The organism is Paenibacillus sp. SEL1 (genome assembly GCF_054602535.1).
In genome coordinates this window covers 904,816-927,937 of sequence record NZ_CM137723.1, presented here as the reverse complement: position 1 = coordinate 927,937, position 23,122 = coordinate 904,816, and the positions used below count along the sequence as shown (strand labels likewise).

At 46.6% G+C, this 23,122-nt stretch carries 22 protein-coding genes and 1 riboswitch; of the genes, 14 read left to right on the top strand and 8 right to left on the bottom strand.

Annotated elements, in window-relative coordinates; genetic code table 11:
- Positions 1-73: 73 nt before the first annotated feature.
- A complete protein-coding gene (locus tag ACYCSE_RS04310; protein ID WP_013311861.1) occupies positions 74-310 on the bottom strand; it encodes an alpha/beta-type small acid-soluble spore protein in 237 nt (78 codons plus the stop codon).
- A gap of 90 nt (positions 311-400) precedes the next feature.
- Entirely contained in the window at positions 401-1,366 is a 966-nt protein-coding gene (locus ACYCSE_RS04305; RefSeq protein ID WP_069290341.1) for an aldose 1-epimerase, read from the bottom strand.
- Between the two features lie 451 nt (positions 1,367-1,817).
- Here ACYCSE_RS04305 and trpS point away from each other — a divergent pair, with 451 nt between their 5' ends.
- Entirely contained in the window at positions 1,818-2,807 is a 990-nt protein-coding gene (gene trpS / locus ACYCSE_RS04300) for a tryptophan--tRNA ligase (protein WP_061829859.1), read from the top strand.
- 43 nt (positions 2,808-2,850) lie between these two features.
- On the opposite strand, the gene ACYCSE_RS04295 is transcribed toward trpS, so the two are convergent.
- The gene (locus tag ACYCSE_RS04295; protein WP_007431986.1) at positions 2,851-3,018 is read right to left on the bottom strand and encodes a hypothetical protein; all 168 of its coding nucleotides are present in this window, start codon (positions 3,016-3,018) and stop codon (positions 2,851-2,853) included.
- 121 nt (positions 3,019-3,139) lie between these two features.
- Between ACYCSE_RS04295 and ACYCSE_RS04290 the strand changes: the two genes are divergently transcribed.
- Positions 3,140-3,361 (top strand): alpha/beta-type small acid-soluble spore protein, encoded by a 222-nt coding sequence (locus tag ACYCSE_RS04290; protein ID WP_013311857.1) that lies wholly within the window; start codon positions 3,140-3,142, stop codon positions 3,359-3,361.
- 252 nt (positions 3,362-3,613) lie between these two features.
- On the opposite strand, the gene ACYCSE_RS04285 is transcribed toward ACYCSE_RS04290, so the two are convergent.
- Positions 3,614-4,597: a metal-dependent hydrolase gene (locus ACYCSE_RS04285; RefSeq protein WP_061829858.1), complete on the bottom strand. Its 984-nt coding sequence runs from the start codon at positions 4,595-4,597 to the stop codon at positions 3,614-3,616.
- 203 nt (positions 4,598-4,800) lie between these two features.
- On the opposite strand from ACYCSE_RS04285, the gene cyoE reads away from it, so the two are divergent.
- Positions 4,801-5,745, top strand: a complete 945-nt coding sequence (cyoE, locus tag ACYCSE_RS04280) for a heme o synthase (protein WP_013311855.1) — start codon at positions 4,801-4,803, stop codon at positions 5,743-5,745.
- 84 nt (positions 5,746-5,829) lie between these two features.
- Here the strand turns inward: cyoE and ACYCSE_RS04275 are convergent, their stop codons facing one another.
- The 3 genes from ACYCSE_RS04275 to ACYCSE_RS04265 form a co-directional block, all read right to left on the bottom strand.
- Complete coding sequence (locus ACYCSE_RS04275; RefSeq protein WP_459701594.1) at positions 5,830-6,180, bottom strand: toprim domain-containing protein; 351 nt, start codon at positions 6,178-6,180, stop codon at positions 5,830-5,832.
- A 166-nt stretch (positions 6,181-6,346) separates the two neighbouring features.
- On the bottom strand, positions 6,347-6,457 hold the full coding sequence (locus ACYCSE_RS04270) for a YjcZ family sporulation protein (protein ID WP_250240291.1): 111 nt from the start codon (positions 6,455-6,457) through the stop codon (positions 6,347-6,349).
- A gap of 142 nt (positions 6,458-6,599) precedes the next feature.
- On the bottom strand, positions 6,600-7,772 hold the full coding sequence (locus tag ACYCSE_RS04265; RefSeq protein WP_061829856.1) for an MFS transporter: 1,173 nt from the start codon (positions 7,770-7,772) through the stop codon (positions 6,600-6,602).
- Positions 7,773-7,995: 223 nt separating this feature from the next.
- On the opposite strand from ACYCSE_RS04265, the gene ACYCSE_RS04260 reads away from it, so the two are divergent.
- From ACYCSE_RS04260 to ACYCSE_RS04230, 7 genes are all read left to right on the top strand, one after another.
- The gene (locus ACYCSE_RS04260; protein ID WP_459701591.1) at positions 7,996-8,478 is read left to right on the top strand and encodes a hypothetical protein; all 483 of its coding nucleotides are present in this window, start codon (positions 7,996-7,998) and stop codon (positions 8,476-8,478) included.
- Positions 8,479-8,494: 16 nt separating this feature from the next.
- Complete coding sequence (locus tag ACYCSE_RS04255) at positions 8,495-9,646, top strand: transglutaminase domain-containing protein (protein ID WP_446675991.1); 1,152 nt, start codon at positions 8,495-8,497, stop codon at positions 9,644-9,646.
- A 20-nt stretch (positions 9,647-9,666) separates the two neighbouring features.
- Positions 9,667-11,748 carry a peptidoglycan D,D-transpeptidase FtsI family protein gene (locus tag ACYCSE_RS04250; protein ID WP_254350146.1) on the top strand — a complete coding sequence of 694 codons (2,082 nt, stop codon included), beginning with the start codon at positions 9,667-9,669 and terminating at the stop codon, positions 11,746-11,748.
- 179 nt (positions 11,749-11,927) lie between these two features.
- Positions 11,928-14,006 (top strand): peptidoglycan D,D-transpeptidase FtsI family protein, encoded by a 2,079-nt coding sequence (locus ACYCSE_RS04245; RefSeq protein ID WP_459701588.1) that lies wholly within the window; start codon positions 11,928-11,930, stop codon positions 14,004-14,006.
- 82 nt (positions 14,007-14,088) lie between these two features.
- Positions 14,089-14,838, top strand: coding sequence for a Cof-type HAD-IIB family hydrolase (locus tag ACYCSE_RS04240; protein ID WP_235308417.1), 750 nt, complete (start codon positions 14,089-14,091; stop codon positions 14,836-14,838).
- A 51-nt stretch (positions 14,839-14,889) separates the two neighbouring features.
- The gene (locus tag ACYCSE_RS04235) at positions 14,890-15,369 is read left to right on the top strand and encodes a DUF456 domain-containing protein (RefSeq protein ID WP_061829850.1); all 480 of its coding nucleotides are present in this window, start codon (positions 14,890-14,892) and stop codon (positions 15,367-15,369) included.
- Positions 15,370-15,507: 138 nt separating this feature from the next.
- The gene (locus ACYCSE_RS04230) at positions 15,508-17,142 is read left to right on the top strand and encodes a putative polysaccharide biosynthesis protein (RefSeq protein WP_459701585.1); all 1,635 of its coding nucleotides are present in this window, start codon (positions 15,508-15,510) and stop codon (positions 17,140-17,142) included.
- A gap of 16 nt (positions 17,143-17,158) precedes the next feature.
- Here the strand turns inward: ACYCSE_RS04230 and ACYCSE_RS04225 are convergent, their stop codons facing one another.
- Positions 17,159-18,448 (bottom strand): DUF2515 family protein, encoded by a 1,290-nt coding sequence (locus tag ACYCSE_RS04225; protein WP_459701583.1) that lies wholly within the window; start codon positions 18,446-18,448, stop codon positions 17,159-17,161.
- 236 nt (positions 18,449-18,684) lie between these two features.
- Between ACYCSE_RS04225 and ACYCSE_RS04220 the strand changes: the two genes are divergently transcribed.
- The 4 genes from ACYCSE_RS04220 to ACYCSE_RS04205 all read left to right on the top strand — a co-directional run bounded on the left by ACYCSE_RS04220 (position 18,685) and on the right by ACYCSE_RS04205 (position 22,847).
- Complete coding sequence (locus tag ACYCSE_RS04220) at positions 18,685-19,029, top strand: thioredoxin family protein (RefSeq protein WP_025723593.1); 345 nt, start codon at positions 18,685-18,687, stop codon at positions 19,027-19,029.
- A 275-nt stretch (positions 19,030-19,304) separates the two neighbouring features.
- Positions 19,305-20,174: a COX15/CtaA family protein gene (locus tag ACYCSE_RS04215; protein WP_237166381.1), complete on the top strand. Its 870-nt coding sequence runs from the start codon at positions 19,305-19,307 to the stop codon at positions 20,172-20,174.
- A gap of 129 nt (positions 20,175-20,303) precedes the next feature.
- Positions 20,304-22,070: a UbiD family decarboxylase gene (locus tag ACYCSE_RS04210; protein ID WP_459701581.1), complete on the top strand. Its 1,767-nt coding sequence runs from the start codon at positions 20,304-20,306 to the stop codon at positions 22,068-22,070.
- Between the two features lie 51 nt (positions 22,071-22,121).
- Positions 22,122-22,847, top strand: coding sequence for a Cthe_2314 family HEPN domain-containing protein (locus ACYCSE_RS04205; RefSeq protein WP_459701579.1), 726 nt, complete (start codon positions 22,122-22,124; stop codon positions 22,845-22,847).
- Positions 22,848-22,972: 125 nt separating this feature from the next.
- Positions 22,973-23,112: riboswitch (SAM riboswitch) on the top strand.
- Positions 23,113-23,122 lie beyond the last annotated feature (10 nt).

Below are 23,122 nucleotides of genomic sequence, written 5' to 3'. Positions count from 1 at the left end.
CTTTGTTATATACCCGTTATAACACATTTTGGTAAATTACGATGAACGGAATGCTCATGTGGAATAATGACGCTTATTGACCTGAACGACCTGATAATTGCTGTTCGGCCAGCTGTACCAAGCGTTTAGTGATATAGCCTCCCAGAGAACCAGCTTCACGGGATGGCATGTCACCGTAGTAACCATCTGCCGGAATGGTGATGCCCAGCTCTTGTGCAGCTTCATATTTCAATTGTTGCAATGCGTTGTTGGCTTGAGGAACAACTAGGTTGTTACTGCGACGGCTTCTGCCTTGATTAGCTTCATTCATGTGTAGTCACCTCCTTCGGCTGTGATGAGGTTAGTATGCGACAGAGTTATGAAAATATGCGCCGAAGGAAGAAAAGTGACTAGAGGAAAATTACGGATATATGATATGAATCTGAGTTTTGAGATCGATGGATTGCTGAGGCTCCAAACGGATCAGTCCGGCTTCCCCGACAGGATCAGGTGAATTGGGCGCATCAGGCAGACATGTATAAGGCTCAATGCAAAGATACTGGTCGCATTCACCTTTGGTATATAAAACCCAATACTTATAATATTGCTCATCTGCTGTGTAGCGGATTTGATAACCGTCGTCACGAGTCAAAAGAGCTTCAGCAGGGCCTTCCGTTGCCCGCAGCAGAGTGTCTAGATTTGTTCCTTTCAGAGAAAGTCCCGAAGAGAGCTGTTCCAAGTCATCTAACGAAGTAATGATACCTGTAGGTAGTTGTTCAGCATCCTGCTCATATACGCCGTTCACAGGTAGCTTTAGACGCCAGCGCTCAGGTTCTCCGTCCACCATAAACCAAGTGTGATATCCTAAGCCAAATGGGGCTGCTTTTTCGCCCAAATTCGTTACGCGCAGCGTTTGACTTAATACAGCACCCTGCAAGCGATACGTCATCTCCAGACGTAAGGGAATGGGGAATTGTTCCATCCAGTGCGGATCACTTTCTGTTAAAAGCTCGGTAGTAACACTGCAACCTTCTTCATCCTCTTCAATATCACTGCAGCGCCAGGACTGATTACGATGCAGACCGTGTATATGATTGTCATTGGCTGTATTTCGGTCGAACTGATAAGGAACACCGTCAAACTCAAATTGTCCCTTGCGAATTCGGCCTGGAGGAATCAAAATGGGCAAGCCAAAATGATAAGGCTTTTGTAAATAGAAAGCCAATTCTTCCTCACCGGGCCGACGTACGATATCCCGGTCGAGCTTCAGATCACGCACTGAAATAATATTATTCCCGAGGCGAGGGATCATCGTAACTTCCAGTTCACTACTATGTAAAACATACGTGTCGTAACCGTTCCAGTGTTCTTTGGTCACTTGTTTCATATCCATGCTCCTTTGTCCACTATAATCGGTTGAAGCTTCGTGTCATTATGATAACAGATTTTTGGTCGTAGGGCACAATCGTCATTTGACAATAACATTATGCGGAATTATCATTAATGTAGTTTAGAAAGTAATGACATGGATAACGCGATGATGAGGACAAGTAAGCTTTCGCATAAGCTCTTCAGAAAGCCGGTGGTGGATGGGAACCGGTGAGCCTGCACTGCTGAATGGACCTTGGAGTGCCGCACAGAACAGGAATTTACTGTCCTCAGTATGACGGCCGATTGCTCCCCGTTAACGGAGCTTTAAGATTGCAGGCAGCCACGGAGCATAGCTCCGACAAGTAATAGGCTGACGGCAATGAATAAGGGTGGTACCACGGTCTCGCGTCCCTTGAGGATGCGGGGCCTTTTTGCGTTCTAATTTTGAAATACTGAGGAGGAAGAATATGAAAACTGTACTTTCAGGTATTCAGCCTAGCGGACAACTTACTTTGGGCAATTACATTGGTGCCATGAAAAACTTTGTCAAATTGCAAGAGGATCATCAATGTTACTTTATGGTCGTAGACCTTCATGCAATTACCGTACCGCAGGAACCGGCTCAATTACGTGAGCAGTCGGAGGCGGTAGCAGCATTATTTATCGCAGCAGGTATTAACCCGGAAAAATCCAATGTCTTTTTACAATCCCATGTTCCTCAGCACGCTGAGTTGGGATGGTTGATGACAACACTGACGAATATGGGCGAGTTGGAACGTATGACTCAGTTTAAGGACAAAGCAGCAGGCAAGGACTCTGTAGGAGCAGGGCTGTTCGTATATCCATCGTTGATGGCAGCTGACATTTTGCTCTACAACGCGGATCTCGTCCCGGTAGGCGACGATCAGAAACAGCATCTGGAGCTGACACGCGATTTGGCGGGTCGCTTTAATCACCGTTATGGAGATTATTTTACTGTTCCTGAACCGTATATCCCTGAAGTAGGGGCGAGAATTATGTCCCTGGATGATGTGTCCAAAAAAATGAGCAAGAGCAATCCGAATGCAGGCAGCTTTATTGCGCTACTAGACGAACCGAAAGTCATACGCAAGAAAATCAGCCGCGCTACTACTGATTCCGGCAGTGAGGTTAGATATGATCCGGCCAATAAACCGGAAATTAGTAATCTGATGGGCATCTACAGCCAGTGTTCCGGTTTGTCACTCCAAGAAGTGCAGGATCGCTATGAAGGTCAAATGTACGGAACATTTAAAAAAGAACTGGCAGAGACCGTTGTAGCTATGCTTGAACCGATTCAGCAACGCTATCGTGACATCCGGGAATCCGGTGAGATTGGACGTATTTTGGCCCAATCCGCAGAGCGCGCACAAGAAGCGGCTGAAGTCACGTTGTCTGCGGTCAAAGAGCGCATGGGCTTTCTGCCACGTGTACGCTAAAGCATATTGAGACGAAACGGATTAGGCCTTTTAAAGGATTGGATTAGGAGCGGCGTTGTCGGGCTTTGACCACGAAACCCCAGCCGATATTGCCGACAGATAATAGTCCCAGTAGAATGGCAAGCCATGCGGAATAACTGATGGATATAGCGGCTGCGGTCAGCAGGACAATGGATGAAACGGCGAACCATAGGGATAAACCTTTGCTCATTGGTAAAAACCTCCAGTGTTCGAATGTTGAATTTCAGGAATAAGTAGTTGTAAGCGAGCCATAATAATCTTGCAAGCTTGCAATGAACCTCACTCACAAAGAACTGAAAGGAGATTCAAATATGAGCAGACGTCGTTCAAACAACCTGCAAGTACCGCAGGCCAACGCCGCTTTACAACAATTAAAATATGAGGCAGCTCAAGAACTTGGCATCACGATCCCTCAGGACGGTTACTTCGGTAATGTTGTTTCCCGCGAAACAGGTTCTCTTGGGGGATATATCACGAAAAAGCTGGTCCAACAAGCAGAACAATCCTTGTCGGGCAGCAGCCGTTTGCAGTAATACACATAAACACTCCATCTTGGAAGCTGTATTATGAGCAACTGTGATGAAGAAAATCCGGAGCGATCATGCTCCGGATTTTTTTACGCATGGCTTATCACCATTGTGAATCACGCAAGTCCGCTTCGTCAAGAGGGCGCTTTCATGAGATGTGATTTATTACACGAATGGCCAAAAAAACAGCAAGCTCCAGATGAAGGGAGACTTGCTGTCTGTTGTTCATACGGCTTGTTGTTAGCTTGTAGGCAGGTTTTAATTCGTATGCAGGGAAAGGCGTTTTTGCATCTTTTCGTCACTGAGCCATCCAATATAGCTGTTGATCAGTCCGAACTGCTTATCCATCGCGACCACAGCCACGAATGGATATTGTCTCCGGTGTCGATACCTGACGTCTCCCCATCGCACAATGTAGCCCCATTCCAGTTCTTCCACCTCGGCAACGGCAAAAGAGGAAAAATAGCGAAATGCTTGCACATCGCGATAGGATTTGGATGCTTCTACGGCAGGATGTGTGGATGGAATTGCATGTTTCGTCCAAAATAAGTGTTTGCCATTTAAACCGCCAATGTCATAACTTCCATTCTGATGAGCTTTTACCACGTGCCACCGGTTCCATGATACGGTGGGAATGATATAATAGATGTCGCCCTCCTGACGCTCATTGTCCATATCACGTACCGCTTTTCTGGTTATAAAATGACTCCAGGTTCGCCAAATGTAATATAGGCCAATAATAACGTACAGCGTAATAAACAAGGGAGCGGGTGGAATCAATCCGGTGACCCACAGCATAATCGCAGCAACATGGGTGCCAAAAATAAAGGGATCGAAAATATGGATGATATTCCAAGATATCCACTTGTTTGTAAACGGCCGGAATGCCTGTGTTCCGTACGTATTAAATAAATCAGTGAATACATGCAGGCAGACAGCAATCGTTACCCATAATGCTACATGACCTGGGGGCACATCTCTGAAGATCAGGCAAATCAGTCCTGTTATGGACAAGATCCATATCAACCAGAAGGGAATTGAATGCGACAGTCCACGGTGATTGCGAATGTAGGCTGCATTATTTTTCAACCGAAGCAAAGTGTCAAAATCCGGAGCTTGTGACCCTACGACTGTAGCGAGCAGTACGACTGCGGCCAACTTTGGATCTCCGGCGACGACAGGATCAGTGTAGGCCAGCCCGGCCAATCCGATTCCCATGACAAAGTGTGTGGCTGTATCCATATCTGTCGCTCCTTTTGTATTGTTTCCTGTACTTATTACTACCCAAATTTACTGTAAACGATCAGCAGGGGCGATTTGCCATCGGAATTGTGAACGTTTTGTGCGTTTTCTGTCAAACTTTTTCGGGTAGGTATATGATAAAATTTATATCGGAGTTCAACTTACTCCCGAATTCATACATCTCTAAGGGGGAGTTACTCACAATGGATAATATAAGTTATAAGACTTCTTCGGATGCGGCTACCTATTCTGTAAAATCTAAACCACCCGGCAAAGCGGGCACTTGGAAAGATTTTATTACAGTTACCAAGCCAGGCATCCTTCGTACCAATCTGGTTGCAGCCTTTGGTGGTTTTTGGTTAGCATCGCAATGGGACGTTGATTATATAAAGCTAATTCTTACACTTTTAGGTACAATGCTGGTTATGGCGTCTTCTTGTGTTTTTAACAACTATTTTGACCGTGAGCTGGATTTGAAAATGGAACGTACACGTAATCGCTCACTGCCAACAGGGCGTCTGACCCCTACAACGGTGTTGTCATACGCTATTATTTTGGGTGTTGTCGGGTTAGCTGTTCTATTCTTCTTCTCTGGTGTAAAGGCAGGATTACTGGGATTACTTGGTATGTTCGTCTACGTCGGTATTTATACACTTTGGTTAAAACGTTCATCTACATGGAGTACATCCATCGGCGGTATTTCTGGTGCAATGCCTCCTGTGATTGGTTATGTGGCCGCTTCAGGTCGTATTGATATGGGCGCTTGGCTCTTATTCGCTCTCCTGTTCTTATGGCAGCCGCCTCACTTTTGGGCACTTGCTATTCGCAGAGTTGAGGAATATCGCGCAGCAGGATTTCCGTTGTTGCCAGTCGTAAAAGGTATCCATCGGACCAAGATTCAGATGATTCCTTATATTGTATTGCTGATTCCGGTACCCATCCTTATGTATGCTTATGGATATGCCGGTATGATTTTTATGATCGTGTCCGTGTTACTGTCCGTGCTGTGGGCATTCTACGCCTTTAAAGGTTTTACGATTAAGGAAGAAGAAACGGATTCCTGGGCAAAAAAAGTATTTTTCTTTTCCATTAACCATCTGACACTCAGCTTCTTGCTGATGATCGTCGATACGGTTCATAAGTTCTAATGTCATTTTAGAGGCATTTTATAGTGCACCATATAGCTGTCCAACAGGCATGCAAGCGGCCTGAGGACAGCTTTTTTGTTATTTTCAAGAATAAAGAACAGGTGGCGGGTATATAATGTATTCTTCCAACCCTGCTTTTTCCAATTGAGCGATCACATATTCGTCTGGAGTGCCTTCTACGCCAGCGTAGCCTTTGCGGGTATACATATGGCAGGCATCCGGAAAAGAGTCTGCAAGCACACCTCTTATTTTCTTCCCTGAGCTGTCATTGTCCATAAATAAATATATTTCGTCGTGCTTGGCCCGCTTGTGGAGGGATTCCAGTTTTATAGAGTTGAGTGTACCGAAGGTGCATAAAATGTGAACCTCCGGGTCAAGTAATCGGCGAAGTTTGCTGCGGTCATTTTTCCCTTCAACAATCACGGTTATCGCCATTTAAGCTCACCCCTTGTCTGATACATATGCTCGAAATTCCCCGGGAAATGAAGAATATGTGTATAGTGTAGCTCCAAATAGGGTTCTCATGCAAAAAATAACAAAACAGCCTGCCAGAAGTGGCAGGCATGGGTACAAGGGGCAACATGTTAGGGCAATTCAGACATTAAAACCAGCAAGTACGGAGAATGATGACGAGCAGAATATAAAGAACAAGAATGATGCCAGTTGAAGTTCCAAAAACAGAACAAGGGTTTACAGGATGACAGTGGCTCACAGGCTGCACCTCCCTTTGTTAGTGAATGTTCAGTCAAAATAGTCTATGTGGATAGGGGGATAGTGTACTGTGCATTTGCCCTCTGAAACGACATTTTGGGCTTTAAAGGTAGCATATTAGCATACCACTGCCCTCAGACTAGCTAGGAATGATAAGGTCCTGAGGCAGACAGTGGCGGCGTCGGAGATAATCGCTTAATAGGAACGAATAGCAGGCCAGCCATCAGAATCAGAAATGCGATAAAAAAAGGAGAAATGTGATCGGGTAGCTGACCTGCCAGTACAGGTCCGGCAAAGGAGCCGATAGATGTTGCAATAGACTGTAGTGCAAAGGTTTTGCCCAGTCGCGCACCTCCAATTCGTATGAAAAGGGAGGCCAGCGCTGGGAAAATGATGCCTTTGGCTGTTCCCAAAATAAAAAGTATGATACCAATCGCCGCTTCGGGCGTGGTGGCGAGTGCGTAAAAACTTAGAGACATCAAAATAATGCCACAAAGTAGTCGCACCATTGGTGAATATTTGTTCAGAAACAGCAGACTGAGCGTGCAAAGTGCTCCCAAACTGATGATGGAAAAGAGCAATCCGGTGGACATCATAGACGCAGAACCGTTATTCCGTAATGGAATTTCGTAAAATAAAATGCCTTGTGCACACGCCAAAACAAAAGGCAGGAGCAGGTAACGCCAATTGAATGGTAAACGCGTCTTCTGTACCCCGGATAGTGGAGCAGATGTCGCATGACCATCTGATAATTGGGCCTGTGGAGCGGGTGCTGTTTTGGGCAAGGTGAAATAAGCCATAAGTCCCGTGACTACGAGAATGATGCCAAGGGAACTAAACGTCTCACTAAAGCCGAAACTGGCTACGATAAATGCGCCGGCGGCTGGAGACAGGACAGAGGCGAGCGTGTGAACGACACCATGTCCCGACATATATTTGCCCTGCGTAACTGGATGATCGGATAGCTGTGCCAACATGGCTAGACAGGCCGGAGATAAAAAGGCTAACACAAAACCGCTAATCGCCCGAAGAAAAAGTAATTCCCACGGTGTGTGGATGTATGATTGAATGACAAGAATGATGCCTGCGGCTGTTAGGCTGAACATAATATATCGGCGGCTGCCGTGTTTGTCGACCTTGGGGCCGGCCATCAAATTACCAGGCAGATGAGTTAGAGAGTAAATCCCCATCATCCAGCCAATAAAAGTAGGTGCTGCACCCAGGGAGATAGCGAATGGTGTCAAAATAGGATATTGTGCATGCAGATCGAAAAAAGCAATGAATAAAAAGAGATACAGCCAGAGGGCTGTTTTCATGGGATGACCCCCTTCCCTAATGTAAACTTTCATGTTGCACGACGTATTGGCCCTTCCTAAGTTGTACGCTGGAGTGGACGAACATAGACCACTTTGTATGGACAAGAATTGAATAACAAGGTATGTACAAGAGCTAAGCTGACAGGGCATCACGTAATCATGTATAATTACAGAGACAATTTTGTGATTTGAATGATGTAGTTGAAAACGGGAGTGTAGCGAAATGGATAAGGGCATCTGGACAGAGTTTTTGGAACATAATTGGCAGATCGTTCAGGATAACTGGCTGTATATATTAATTGGGCTTGTCCTACTGTTAGTCATATTAAAGATTGTAAGAACTCTCGTAAAATGGCTGATTGTCATTGTCGTCATTGCAGGCTTGCTTATCTACAGTGGCATTTCCTTTGAACAGGTCGGCAAGGTCGTTACTCAGGCAAAGGATGATGCGATTAACAAGGTTCAGAGCGAGGCTTTGAACATGATGATCAAAGAGGGAAGGGATGCCCAATACACATCCAACGCGGATGGTACGTTTTCGGTAACCAGCTCCAACCTGGAAGTGAAAGGTCCATTTGATGGTGACAAGGTCAAGGTATGGTTTCAGGGGATGTCGCTGGGCGAGTGGAGTATGGGCGATACCGTCAAGAAATATATCGAAGGTGCGAAAGGCTCGGCTGTAACACAGTCGCCACAGTCGCCGTAGAGACAGGAGGAACACAATGAAACCATCCTGGCTGGAGCCTATTCTTCATTGGAATGGCGTGACGGTGTTTTTGATTGTCATTGTACTGCTGTCGTTGATTCAGGGCTGGAGACGAGGAGCTTCCAGATCTGTAGGGGCGCTGTTCAGTCTTATTGTGGATGGCATACTGACTGTGGCGGGTATTTTGTGCTCGCTCGGATTAGCCATGTGGCTTTCACCGAAGGTACAACAATGGCTGGCGGCTTACATGGAACATTTGCCTCAGCGAGAACTAAGTGGGATTGAGCAATTTTATTATACGTTGGTGGCAGGGTTAGAGGGGTTTCCGCTGCTACGGTTTGCCGTATTGTTCATGCTTAGTTATGCGATCGCCCAATTTGTACTACGTGCAATTTATGTGTTGATGGTAGGTGGCAAGTCAGATTCTTCTTTCCATGAGCATGAAAAAAAATCAGGCTTTTTCAGCAGGGTGGCAGGGGCTGGAATAGGTACTCTTATTGGTGGAGCACGCGCTATCATGGTTATAGCCCTGCTATTCATCGGCGTAAGTCTGTATCCAGACAGCGGGTTTAGCAGCTACGTCCAAGCTTCACCGATTTATAAGCAGGGAGCGCAATCGGTCATTGAGCCGTTATCCGGTACACTGATTAAGGATAAATTGCCCGTATTTACGCAGGCCGTTACCAAGGAATTAAACGGTATCCTGCAGCGTAAATACGAAATGATTGACCGGGAAATTCCGAACGATATCGTTCAGGCAGCGGCCAAGATTACAGAAGGGGCTAGCGGTGACGAGCAAAAAGCTAGAGCGTTGTATGAATGGGTAGGCACCCGTATTAGCTATGATTACAGTAAGGTGGAAGCCTATGAGCAACGTGGTGACTGGCATGAACAGACTCCTAGAGATACGTTTGATACACGTAAAGGAGTGTGCATTGATTATGCCCGCCTGTATGCGATGATGGCTCGTTCGCAGGGGCTACAGGTCAAGGTTGTAACAGGCCTTGGATACAACGGACAGGGAGGATACGGGTCCCATGCCTGGAATGAGGTATATTTGAGCGGACAGAATCAGTGGGTACCGCTAGACCCGACCTGGGCGCAAAGTGGGGACTGGTTTAATCCGCCTGGTTTTGCCCAAACACATATCAAGGATAAAGTGATTTAATAAGGAGTGGAAAAGGGCACATGAGAAAGATAGACAACGAGCAGGGAAAAGACAACGAGACGTCTGATCGGAAAAGATTTAGCTTTCGGATCAATCTGTTCTTTTTCAGCTCGTTCATTATATTTACGGTCATTATTGTAAGACTGGCGATACTTCAATTTGTAGATGGACCTCAGCTTAAGCAGCAGGAGGCCAGTAATGTTACCAAAAATGTACCGCTTACGCCGATTCGCGGAACGATTTACGATTCCACCGGGCAGAACAGACTGGCGTATTCTACACCTGTACAATCGCTGTATATTACGCTCTCCAAGAATTATAGTGACAGCCTGGAAGAAAAGCGTAATCCAGATAAAAAGCTGTTGCCTGAGTTGGAAAAGATGACACAAAAGCTGGCAAATCGGTTTGCTCAATATGGTAATAAAGATGAGCCGAAAATGACGGCAGAACAAATTATGGATGCTATGGACCGAAACTATCAGCGATTTAGCGGTTTTACGCCGCGTTTGATTAAAACGAATCTTAACAAAGATGAAGTTGCCTATTTTATGCAGCATAAAAGTGAGTTTCCAGGCGTAGATGTCGTTGAAGAAACGGTACGTCATTACGATCCTGATACAGTAGCTGTTCAAACGGTTGGCTACATTAAAAGCTATAAAAGTGCGCGTGAAACGTTGACTAAATATAAGAATATCCAAAAATCCATGTCAGCTGAAAATGATCCGGGTCTCATTTATATGGATAACGAATCTGTTGGCTTTGATGGACTGGAATTTCAATATCAGGAACAGTTACGAGGGAAAAACGGATATAAAACAGTTCCAATTGATCCACGGAATATGCCGGAAGGCGTAGATTCTGTTACACCTCCGCAAAAAGGGGATAATGTCTATTCCACGATTAACAAAGAAATTCAGGTGAAGACTGAAAATGCTATTATGGATCAATTGAGATGGCTTCATACACACGCTGTATCTGGCAGGACTCATCCTTATGCTAAAACAGGCTTTGCTGTGGCTATGGAAGTGGATACAGGAAATGTGGTGGCGATGGCTAGTATGCCGGATTATGATGCGAATTATTGGCAAACGGGTACGATTTCAAAAGACAAATATGAAGAAATAAAACATGTGTATCAAAACGCTACAATTAAGAATGTTGGCTCAGGCCAATCTGGACAGCACCCAGATTCTACCGTGCTTCTCGGATCAACTATTAAACCGCTGTCTGTTCTTATTGGATTGGAAGAAGGACTGTTTACAACAAATACGTATTATCAAGACACAGGAGCAGCCTATTTCGGACGTAACAACTCTGCACGGGTGCGGAACTCATCTGGTCATGTGTACGGTTCAATGGACCCGGCTACCGCTATACGTCATTCCTCTAATGCTTTCATGGTCGATATGGTTGGCAAGCGCTTATATAATAAATACAGAAATAATGCTACAGAAGACCAGGGCGTTAACGTATGGGATCGTTATATGAAGGAGTTTGGATTAGGTGTTTCTACTGGAGTAGACTTGCCCGGTGAGTTCAAGGGGCTTTTAGAATATACGAAAAAAGACGAATCAGCCCTCTCCAAACTGGCATATGCTTCCTTTGGTCAACAAGGTAAATATACACCTATGCAACTTGCCCAGTACACAACGATGATTGCTACCAAGGGCAAACGGATGGAGCCACATTTGGTCAGCCAAATTAAAGATACCAACGGTAATGTAGTTCAAACGTTTAAGCCGAAGGTGCTAAATGAAGTGAAATTCCCGGATGCATACTGGAATGAGGTCATACGCGGGATGGCAACAGATGTCAGCGCATTTAAAGGCTTCCCTTATGACTTTGCTCGCAAAACGGGGACATCGCAGCAAAGTGTGGGCAGAGAACTAAAAGATAACGGGGTATTTATCGCCTTTGCACCACGCCAGAATCCCAAGCTGGCTGTAGCCGTTGTCATTCCTGAAGGAGGCTTCGGAGCTTGGAGTGCTGGGCCTGTGGCACGCAAAATCTTTGATGCTTACGATGAAGTGTACGGTCTGGACGGGGTACCTAAGAAAAAGGTTGAAACAGCAACTGATTCTAACGCAATCAAACAGCCATAATCCTTTTATACGATGACATTTCATGAAAGCTTCCCTTAGCCTTTGGGCTGAGGGAAGCTTTTTTATGTTTTTTCTACGTTTTCTTACAAAATTGTCATCTGGGAATTCATCGTTTATTGCTTTCGATATGGTAGGATCAGGAATATGAAACCCTTTGGAAGGAGTAATGACCAGCTAATATGGACAGAAGAAGTTTGGATAAAAAGTTTTCATTCAAAAAGAAAAATCATGAAGAGGATAAAGAGTCACGAAAAAAACAGACGGTTTTACGAACCAACCTACTGTTTTTTAGTGCTTTTGTGCTGTTTGCCCTGATCATTACCAAACTAGCTGTATTGCAGTTTGTACAATCGGAGGAGCTGAAGGGCCAGCAGCAATCTGTAAATACGAAAAATGTCCCGTTAGCCCCGAGTCGCGGCACGATTTATGACTCCACAGGTACGGTTAAGCTGGCGTATTCGACTTCAGTACAGTCCTTGTATGTAACTTTATCTAAGGATTATAGCAAACGTACGGAGAAAGATCGCAAGCCGGGGGAAAAGCTGCTCCCTGAGCTCAATGCATTTGCTGCCAAGCTTACTGCCAAATTAAACGAACTGGGTCGTACCGAAGGAGAGCAGCTTAATGCAGAGGAAATAAAAAAGAGACTGGACCCGGACTATAATCAATATAGGGGATTTACCCCACGTTTGGTCAAATCCGACCTGAGTCGGGAGGAAATCGCTTATTTTCTGGAGCATCGGACAGAGTTTCCTGGTGTAGAGGTTGTAGAAGAAAGTGTACGCCATTATGACCCGGATCGGGTGGCGGTACAAACGATTGGATATATGTACAAGTTCAAAGGAGCCCGTGCGAACCGAACCAAATATAAAGAGCTGTACCAAGCTAATTCGGAGGTTCTAAGACCAGAACAGGTTTACCTGGAAAGTGAAACGGTTGGATATGATGGCCTGGAGCTGCAATACCAGGACGAGTTGAGAGGAAAAAACGGATATAAAACGGTAGAGGTCAATCCTCGCAGCATGCCGGAGGGCATTGAATCCATTACTCCTCCTGAAAAAGGACATCATTTATATTCCACCCTCAACAAGGAAATTCAGCAGAAAACCGAACAGGCCATTATGGATCAGCTTCGCTGGCTTCATACTCATGCCGTATCGGGGAAGCTTCATCAAGACGCTACCACTGGCTTCGCTGTAGCGATGGAGGTAGAGACCGGAAATATCGTGGCAATGGCCAGTATGCCGGATTATGACTCTAATGTATGGAAAAGTGGAAGTACCTCGCCTTCGGTATATGACGAAATTCAGCATAAAATGGGAAATGGAACAATTAAATCCGTGCCTAGCGGAAAAGAGGGTCCACATCCAGAATCCTCGGTGCTTTTGGGTTCAACCATTAAACCGCTAACCGTGCTGATCGGGTTGAAGGAAAACCTGTTTTCTCCCGGACAGACTTATCAGGATACGGGAAGTGCGTACTACGGCAAAAATCGCTCCAGCCGGGTTGGGAATTCTAGCGGACATGTGTATGGTTCTTTGACACCTAGCAGGGCAATTGAGGTCTCGTCGAATACGTTTATGGTAGATATGATCGGCAAGCCAATGTATGACAAATACGGAAGTAATGCAGGGGTGCATCAGGGAATTGACGTATGGGACAAGTATATGAAGGCATTTGGATTAGGCGTACCGACAGAAGTAGATCTGCCGGGCGAGTGGGCGGGGAGACTTGAGTATACGAGCAAGCATGAAAGTGCGCTGACACGATTGGTACAGGCATCCTTTGGTCAGCAGGGAAAGTATACGGCCATGCAACTGGCCCAGTATACGACTGTGCTGGCAACAAAGGGCAAGCGCATGCAGCCTCATTTGGTCAGCAAAATTGTAGATGATCAGGGGAATCTCGTACGTGAGTTTAAGCCGCAGGTGCTGAATGAGGTCGCCTTTTCAGATACGTACTGGAATACAGTGATTCGGGGTATGGCTACGGATGTTAAAGCCTTTAACGGATTTCCTTATGATTATGCCCGCAAAACGGGAACTTCTCAGCAGGTGGTGGGGCGTACGGTTAAAGATAATGGGGTGTTCATCGCTTTTGCTCCACGTCAAAATCCGAAGCTGGCGGTAGCGGTCATCATTCCTGAAGGGGGCTTTGGTGCGACGAGCGCTGGACCGGTTGCGCGTAAAATATTTGATGCGTATGACGAAGTATATGGGCTAGATGGTACTCCTAAAAAGCCTCTGGCAGCAAAGTGAGGACTTGAATTTTTTTGTGGGCTTCTCTTTTTCATGGTAAAATGTCGTTGGACATAAGGGACATACAGGAGGAAGAGAGACTATGGGAGAAAACCAATATAAATACAAACTGCTTGCGCTCGACATGGATGGAACCTTACTGAATGATAATCATGAAATTTCCTTGGAAACGATTAACTGGATTAACAAGGCGATTCAGGAAGGGATTCATGTATGCTTGTCCACCGGACGTGCAGCCATGCATGCTCTGCCCTACGGTCAGCAACTCGGCCTGGAGACGCCAATGGTAACCGTAAACGGCAGTGAGGTGTGGAAATCACCCCACGAGTTGTGGCGACGTTATTTACTTGATAAGGAGCTCGTTCGCAAGATGCACCAGATTGCTGTAGAAACAGACTCCTGGTTCTGGGCGTACTCAACAGAGGAATTATATAACAGGGATCGTTGGCCGGATACATTGGACACACAGGAGTGGCTCAAATTCGGTTATAATACGGAAAATGACGAAATTCGCCATCAAATTTTGCTTAAGCTTCAGGACATGGGTGGACTTGAAATTTCCAATTCTTCGATGACAAATTTGGAAATTAACCCGGCTGGTATATCCAAAGCCAGTGGAATCGCTGAAGTGTGCGACCTGCTTGGCATTACCTTGGAGCAGGTGGTTGCCGTTGGCGACAGTCTGAATGACCTGGCTGTGATTCAAGCGGTTGGACTGGGCGTAGCAATGGGGAATGCTCAGGATACGGTTAAAGAAGCCGCTGATGTGGTCGTGGCTTCGAACAATGACGACGGCATTGTAGAAGTGATCCGTGATTATGTGCTTGTGTAATGAAACGAATGATGCAGCAAGCAGGATGAATGAACGAGAAGGAGGAGGCCCATGGACGTTGTAGGCTGGATTGTTGTCATTGTGCTGTTCATTGTGGGCATGGCTGGGGCGGTATATCCCGTATTGCCGGGGGCGCTCGCCATCTATTTTGCATTTTTTGTTTACGGCTGGTTTTTCTCGTTTGCTCCATACAATGCATTGTTTTGGATTATACAAACACTAATCGTTGTTGCCCTTTTTGTTGCAGATTATGCTGTGAATGCCTGGGGAGTCAAGCGATTTGGCGGCTCGCGTCTGTCGGCGATCCTCAGCACTGTCGGGATTATTATTGGTCCCTTCGTTATTCCGGCATTTGGTCTGATTTTGGGGCCATTTATCGGCGCTGTGCTGGGTGAGCTAATTGGCAAAGCCCCGCTGGACCGAGCTATTAAAGTGGGCTTTGGCTCTGTATTAGGCCTTTTTACCAGCACCGTGATGAAAGTGATTTTGCAGCTTGCCATGATTATTGTATTCTTGATTTGGGTGTTATGACCCGAGATTCGTTTTCGTTTATTATGATTTGCAGAGACAGAATCGACATGCGGCTCCGCACCGGTGATGGCTCAGGCCATGATTGTTTGTGCGGGGCTTTTGCATGCGTGTGAACAGCAAGAAAGAAGGGAACGCATTTTGTCCAATAAAGAAACATTCCTTAAAGGTACGCTTATTTTAGCCGCTGCCGCCTTGGTGGCCAGAGTGCTTGGTCTGGTACAGCGTGTTCCATTGGAGCATCTGCTTGGTTCCGTCGGGAACGCCTCGTTTACCATTGCGAACAACGCTTATTTGATGCTGCTTACGGTGGCTACGGCCGGTATTCCAAGCACATTGAGCAAAATGGTTTCAGAACGTTATGCACTGGATCGGCCTTCGGAAGCACGACGTGTGTATCGAGCGGCTTTGATATTCGCGGCCGCGGCAGGCATTATCATTACAGCGCTACTGTATTTTGGAGCACCTTACTTTGCCGAGCATGTAGCAGGGGTTCCGCAATCCGCTTTGGCCATTCAGGCTTTGGCACCAGCATTACTGCTGTTCCCTGCCATTGCCATGATGCGTGGATACTTCCAAGGGCGCGGTAATATGACCGCAGGCGGTATTTCACAAATTGTGGAGCAGGTTGCACGGGTAGCGACTGCTATTGTACTCGCTTTTGTTATTTTGAAGCTGGGTTATGGAGATCGCGAGGTTGCGGCCGGGGCCTCCTTTGGAGGTGTCATGGGAAGCCTTGGCGCTCTAGCGGTCATGTTGTACTACACGGTGAAATTGCGTCGCCAGGATCGACAGGATCGTCAAGATCAATTCCAAGAGGAAAGCTCCGCGCTACCGATGATGCGCATTTACAAAGATATTTTCAAGCTTTCCATTCCCATTGTATTATCGTCTCTGACGGTACCGGCGGTCAACTTTATTGATACGTCGATTGTGGTGAGACTGCTATCTGGTCAAGTGGGATTGGATCAGGCGACTACTCAGTTGGGTTATCTAGGCTCTCGGGCACAGAGTGTGGCGGGAATTCCGCCGATTTTGGCCATTGCGCTCAGCCAATCGCTCATTCCGATCATTTCAGCGGCATTTGCTCGTAAGGATGAGCAGCATTTACAAAATCAGATGACGCTGGCCTTGCGTATCTCTATTTTGACTGGAATGCCAATTGTGCTAGCTTTATGTGTAACCGCCTATTCTATTAATGGTTTACTGTTTAGCTCGCTTGGAGGCAGTGGTATCATCGCTGTTCTGACACTCGGAACGATATTTCAGATTACGATGATGACTTCTAATTCAATACTGATCGGTATGGGCAAGCCGCGTATTTCAATGGTTAATGTCATGGTCGGTATCGTCGTCAAGTTTGCAGCGAGCTGGCTGCTGGCTGGTTGGCTTGGAATTTACGGGATCATTGCCGCAACCGGATTATGTTTCCTCGTGATCACGTTGCTGAATTTGCGTGTGCTTAAAGGGATCGTCTCCTTTTCCATCATGGGCCGTCGCTGGGCAGGGTTCTTAACCGCAGTCGTCGTCTCGGGAGCTATTGGATACGGTGTAAATGAAGCCTGTATTCTACTGGTGCATCTGATGCCTGCGCGTGTGGCCTTCTTGATCGCGTGCTGCATTGCAGGGGCAGCTGTACTGGTATGCTACTTGCTGTTGCTGGTTGTACTGCGCGTATTGCGCAGGGACGAGCTGGGCAACTACCCACGTATGTTGCAAAAGGTACTGCGTCCGTTAATGCGTCTACAGCGTGAGTCCACAGGACAACAAGGCTAAAGAGTCCTCCAGTCTATCAGTGGAAAGGTTGCAAGCTGTTATGGGCAACGTGGGCCATTGCTGTTTTTTGGATGCCGTGGCGATGCTCATGGCGCATGGCAAATAACAGCGGTCGCCTTGGTTCGCTGAGATGCCCAAGTGTGGAGCCGTCCTGAAACCAGTCATAACGGGGGATTGGATCATAAGCTGTATCGGACCAGACGGCGTTCAGCTCCGGGCTGTACAGACGTTGTCCTGGCGGTAGCCATTCATGTGCTAAAAGCGTTGCACTTTCATCTGGAGAGTGCAGCGCTTTTTGTTCATTCGGGGTGAACAATCCGGGCCAATAGTCGCTGCGTGAACCCGTATGGGGCACACTGTTAGCGAATGCTGATACCTGGTCCAGCACCTGCTGATGGCCGAAGAGCATAGCATAGAGACTTTTGCCAAAGCCGATCCGCTCGTCCAAATGGCCGAAACGCTCCATCACTAGTCCAGCAAGTCCACCGTTCAGCCCAAGTGGAAATATAACCTGATTAAGCTGGAGCCAGTCATGCAAATAAAAGCCCGGCTTGTGTGTCACAAATTTTTGAAAATACGGATCTTTTACCACACGTCCTTCAATATAGTTTTGTTCATTAATGATGAGCGCCACAGTCAACAGAGAGCTATCCCGCCAAGCCCAAAAACGTTCCCAAAAGGGCTTCATGAATGGCGAAACGTGAAAATAAGGCAACAAATGAAAGCAACTCCGACCCAAATGACGGCTGTGCATGTAAAGTTGTAACTGCGGGTAAGCATCTTGAAAAATAAGGGCATTACAGCGCTCCAGTAGCCGATACAGCCATTCCTTTTCCTGTTCGCCAAACAGGTTGCCAATCAGTCCCCCTTTCAGATCGGTCATATTATAGCCGCCATTACGAGAAACCAGGTGGGCCAGTAATGCCCAGTGTAACTCCGGGTAGCCACGATAGCATTCAAGGTAAGCGGCCGTGCGGGTGACGTTGCTGCGATTCTCCTGTGCTGTATCATTTTTGATCCGCTCCAGCAGCTCACAGTCTGTTTCGCATAAGGGCATATTCAGAGAAGAGGGACGCGTAGCGGGTCCGTTCACCAGCATTAACGCTTCAGCTTCATTCATAGCGGCCTGTGCTGTATGATAATCCCACGCTAGTTGACGCAAGGGGTAGCGTAATTTGCGGGATTCGGTCCAAGCCGCCCGTTTGCCCTCCCAAGCTTCCTCTGCAACACGGGGAACGGAACCCAGTAGCTTTAGCCCTCCTTGAAGCTGTCGAGATGCTGTATGGAGCCATTCGGTAAGAGACATGACTAAATAACCTCCTTTCCAATTGCAAGCATCCCCGTATCCTGCCAAGTATGTTGGGTATGCTGTTAGGATGTCGTCGCTTATGTGGATTCTTAAGTATATCTTTAGTATGCCTCAATGAGAGGGCTTCCAATCGGCATGTGAGCAGAATGGGGGAGTGTGCAAAAGCTTCACTTGGCGTTACAATAGAAAGTGCAATCTTTTCAGCATAAAAAGAATTTAAGGAGGAATCATCCATGCAAAAAATCGTCTCTCATGAAGACTTTAATAAGGCAATATCTACTCCCGGCGTAACGGTGGCTGTATTTAAGGCGGACTGGTGTGGGGATTGTCATTTCATTGATCCGTTCATGCCTGATGTGGAACAACAATATGCAGATAAGCTTACATTAATTGAGATTGATGTAGAACAGGCCGAAAGCGTCAGTCAAGAGCAGAATGTATTGGGTATTCCTAGCTTTATCGCTTACAGTGAAGGCAGAGAACTGGTACGTCTGGTGAACAGACTGCGCAAATCCCGCGAGGAGATTGAGCAATTTTTGGATCGGGCTGTTGAAGTCCATGCGAGCTTGGCAAAATAATGAATGCTGTACATGCATGAAGGTTACAAAGTGAATTTTAAACATCAAGACATTCAGAAAGCCGCTTCCTTCTAAGGGGGCGGCTTTCTCACGGACACGTTCACATTTTGTCAACAAAGCTCGTATGTCAAGGAACGATATATCAGTTATAATTACTTTAAGTGATCATTTCACAACATATAAAGTGAATAAATATTATATTTGGAAGGATACGGGTGAATTTGAATAACAAAATTAGAATATTAAAATGGCTGGCACTCGTAACATGTATTGTCATGTTTTTGGCTACCTTCGGTGGAGGTGTCGTGACACGGACGGATTCAGGTCTTGGCTGTGGCCGGGAATTCCCGCTTTGCAATGGCAAGCTGGTTCCGGCACATACGATCGCATCCCTTATTGAGTTCTCTCATCGTTCCGTTAGTGCCATGGCCGGGATTCTTTCTATCGCCTCATTTGTTGGCTTTTTGCTGTTTATGAAGCATCGGAAGGATTTACAGCTATTCTCGCTGCTCACGCTCTTGTTTGTCATCATACAAGGTGCCATGGGGGCGTTGGCTGTCATTTTCTCCCAATCGGCTGCTGTCATGGGACTGCATTTTGGCTTTGCGCTTATCGCCTTTGCCAGTGCAACTATGATGACGCTGGGGGCCTGGCAGGAGCACGCGGACTCACGCCACACTCCGCGTCTGATTCCTGGGCGTGTCAGTCGGGGCTATCGCAACTTTATATGGCTATCGACGATCTATACCTATATTGCTGTCTATTCAGGGGCGTTGCTTAGTCACTCGGTCATCCAGAAGGTTGTAAATATTGGGGGCTTCATATCTCCACTGCTGCTTCATCAGATTTCAGCCGGTCTGCTGTTCGTCATTATCTTGGCTGTGGGTCACTACTCATACCGTTATCACCCGAATCACCGAGATATCCGTATATTGGGTGTCGTGTCGGTCTTGTTAATTTTGCTTCAAGTGGTGATTGGAATTATCTTGTTGTACGTCAACAGACCTGAAATCTACATGTTTATCGTGCTGGGACATATGCTGGTGATTGCATCGTTGTTCTCCGTTTTGGCTTATCTGAGCTATCGTGTATGGCAATTGTCACCGGACCGCAAGCTTGTTCCGACCCAAGCACAACGTACCTAAGCATTTCATAGATCATAGTGAAGCGGATTTTTGCCCAAGAGGCGTTTAAACACGTATAATAGCATATAAGAAACAAACCAGGCCCACGAGTTTCTCGAGGGCTTGATTTGCTTAGGAGGAGTCGTCCAGTTGATCTACCAGAATTTGCGCCAATTTATTGAAGCGCTGCGTAAAGAAAATCATCTTAAAATTATAGAGGCACCTGTCGATCCTTACTTGGAGCTGGCTGAGATTCATCGAAGAGTCATTGAGGAAGAAGGGCCGGCACTGCTGTTCACGAATGTAAAAGGAACCCCGTTTCCTGTAGCCAGTAATCTGTTTGGCACAAATCGCCGTGTGGATATGGCTTTTGGCCCGCGACCTGAGCAACTGATGGATGCGATTGTCGGAGCCACCAAAACATTGTTTCCACCTACACCCAAAGCATTGTGGAATGAACGTGGCCTGATTAAGGACATGCTAAAAGTAGGGCTAAAAACAGTATCTCACAGCGAGGCCCCTGTATTGGGAGTTCGCCGTACAGAGGCTCCGTTAGCGCCACTGCCTAAAGTGACCAGTTGGCACGAGGACGGGGGGCCGTTTATTACGCTTCCACTTGTGTATACCGAGAAGCCAGGTCAGTCTAAGGATCATAATCTGGGGATGTACCGCATTCAGATTTATGATGATCAGACGACGGGCATTCACTGGCAAATTCATAAAGGCGGCGGTTTCCATTATCATGAAGCGGAGCTGCGTAATGAGCCATTGCCTACGACGATTATCATTGGTGGCCCGCCTGCCCTGATTGCGTCTGCCATTGCTCCAGCACCGGAAAACTTGCCTGAGCTGCTGCTGGCTTCGCTTATTATGGGAGGCAAGCTGCCCATGACAGAAGATCCGCTTGGAGGTCACCGGATTCCAGCAGAAGCAGAATTTGCAATCAGCGGTTATGTGCCGCCTCATGAACGCCGTCCGGAAGGCCCGTTTGGTGATCATTTTGGATATTATTCATTACAGCATGATTTCCCTGTATTTCATGTCAAACATATGCATCACCGCAAGGATGCCATTTATCCGGCAACCATTGTAGGTAAGCCTCGGCAAGAAGACTACTATCTCGGTGAGTTTTTGCAACGTCTGCTGTCGCCTGCATATCCGCTTGTGATGCCTTCCGTCAAGTCCCTGTGGGCATATGCGGAAACGGGCGTACATGCGCTGGCAGCGGCAGTCGTACGTGAAAGCTACTCCCGTGAAGCGCTTGTATCCGGTTTTACTATTTTGGGTCAAGGTCAATTATCCTTGACCAAGTTCCTGATGCTGACGGATCGAGTAATTGATTTATCTGACTTTAACCTGCTGCTGGAAACCATTCTGGAGCGATTTAATCCAGCAACGGATTTATTTATTTTCAATCACACGTCACACGATACACTCGATTACACAGGCCGCAAGCTGAATCATGGTAGTAAGGCGATCCTGATGGGGATAGGTGAGCCTGTACGTGAATTGCCTCGTGCTTATGAGGGAGGCGATCTGCCGGGAATTCGTGAAATTAAGCCCTATTGCGGAGGATGCCTCGTCGTATCGGGTGCGTCCTTTGAGCAGGAGCCTGAGCTGGCGGCACGTGTTTTGGAGCGACTAGCAGCGAGTGAGCAAGAGTGGCCGCTCGTCTTCATTGTGGACGATGCCAAAGAAGTTGTTCGCTCTCAAGCCTCGTTCCTGTGGACAGTGTTCACACGCTTTAACCCGGCTACGGATATGTACGCGGACAGCGAAGTGCGTTTGCATCATCTGAACTATAAGCTGCCGATTGTAGTGGATGCGCGTATGAAGCCGGGGTATCCGGATGAGGTGTTACCGCGTGAGGATATTGTTAAGCTTGTAGATCAACGATGGACGAGTTATTTCGCTTGACGCCCTAATGAAACCTACAGCCGGATTTTACATTTATAAGGAGGCGTAAGCATGATACGCAAGCTACTGGGTGAGCCGCCACGTGTGAACAAGGGAATCTTGCTGGATGCCATGAATAGCATGTCAGATATGTTGAACCTGCTGGAGCGGCAAATTCAGGCTGGTGGAGATCCGACCCACGATTTTCGGAAGGCGGATATTTTGACACGCGGTCTAATGTCATCTCTGGATGAACTGGAGCAGAGCCATCATGCTGCCGCCTTTTTCCGTATGAAAGTGAAAGCCGGATATGCTGATGATATGAGCGAGGATGAAAAATCCGACTATGCATTATATGTTTTCTTTTATAAAGATGGGTTTGTGAGGGTATTCTCCATTTTAGATAAGCTGGGCAACTGGCTAAATGATCTGTGTGATTTAAAAACAGGGCAGTATAAGGCTCATTATTCGTATTTTACCGTGTTGCGGCAGCTCAAGTATCTCAAAATGCATCCTGTATTGACCGATAATTTAATTGATATCAAGGACACATACAACGATGCCATCAATCGGCTGCGTAAGCGTCGGAATACGGAGATACACTATATGAATACGGAAATGCAGGATGATCTCTGGCAACGACACCGTGCTTTGTATGGAAAAATCCAACTGGAGGACCTCGATCACCATTTGGAAGATTTGCAGCAGGGCTTGGAAATGGTGTGTCGGTCGCTGTCAAACGCCTTTACTTATACTGCGAAACAATGGGAGAACCGGGCAGTACGCCCAAAAATATGATAGAAAATATCCTTTGACAAAGCTATGTAAACTATCTATACTGAAACCTAGTTTCAGAAAAATGCTTGAATTATATTTTTTTATATAAACTTAACGGACAGCTAAAGCTGGAGTTTAACATATTTTTCTTATCCAGAGAGGTGGAGGGACTGGCCCGATGAAGCCCGGCAACCCGTTCTTTCCCGGTGTAATACACTGGGAGGGAACATGATGGTGCTAATTCCTACAAAACCGCTAGAGTTATAGCGATTTTGGCAGATGAGAAAAGGTTCGCA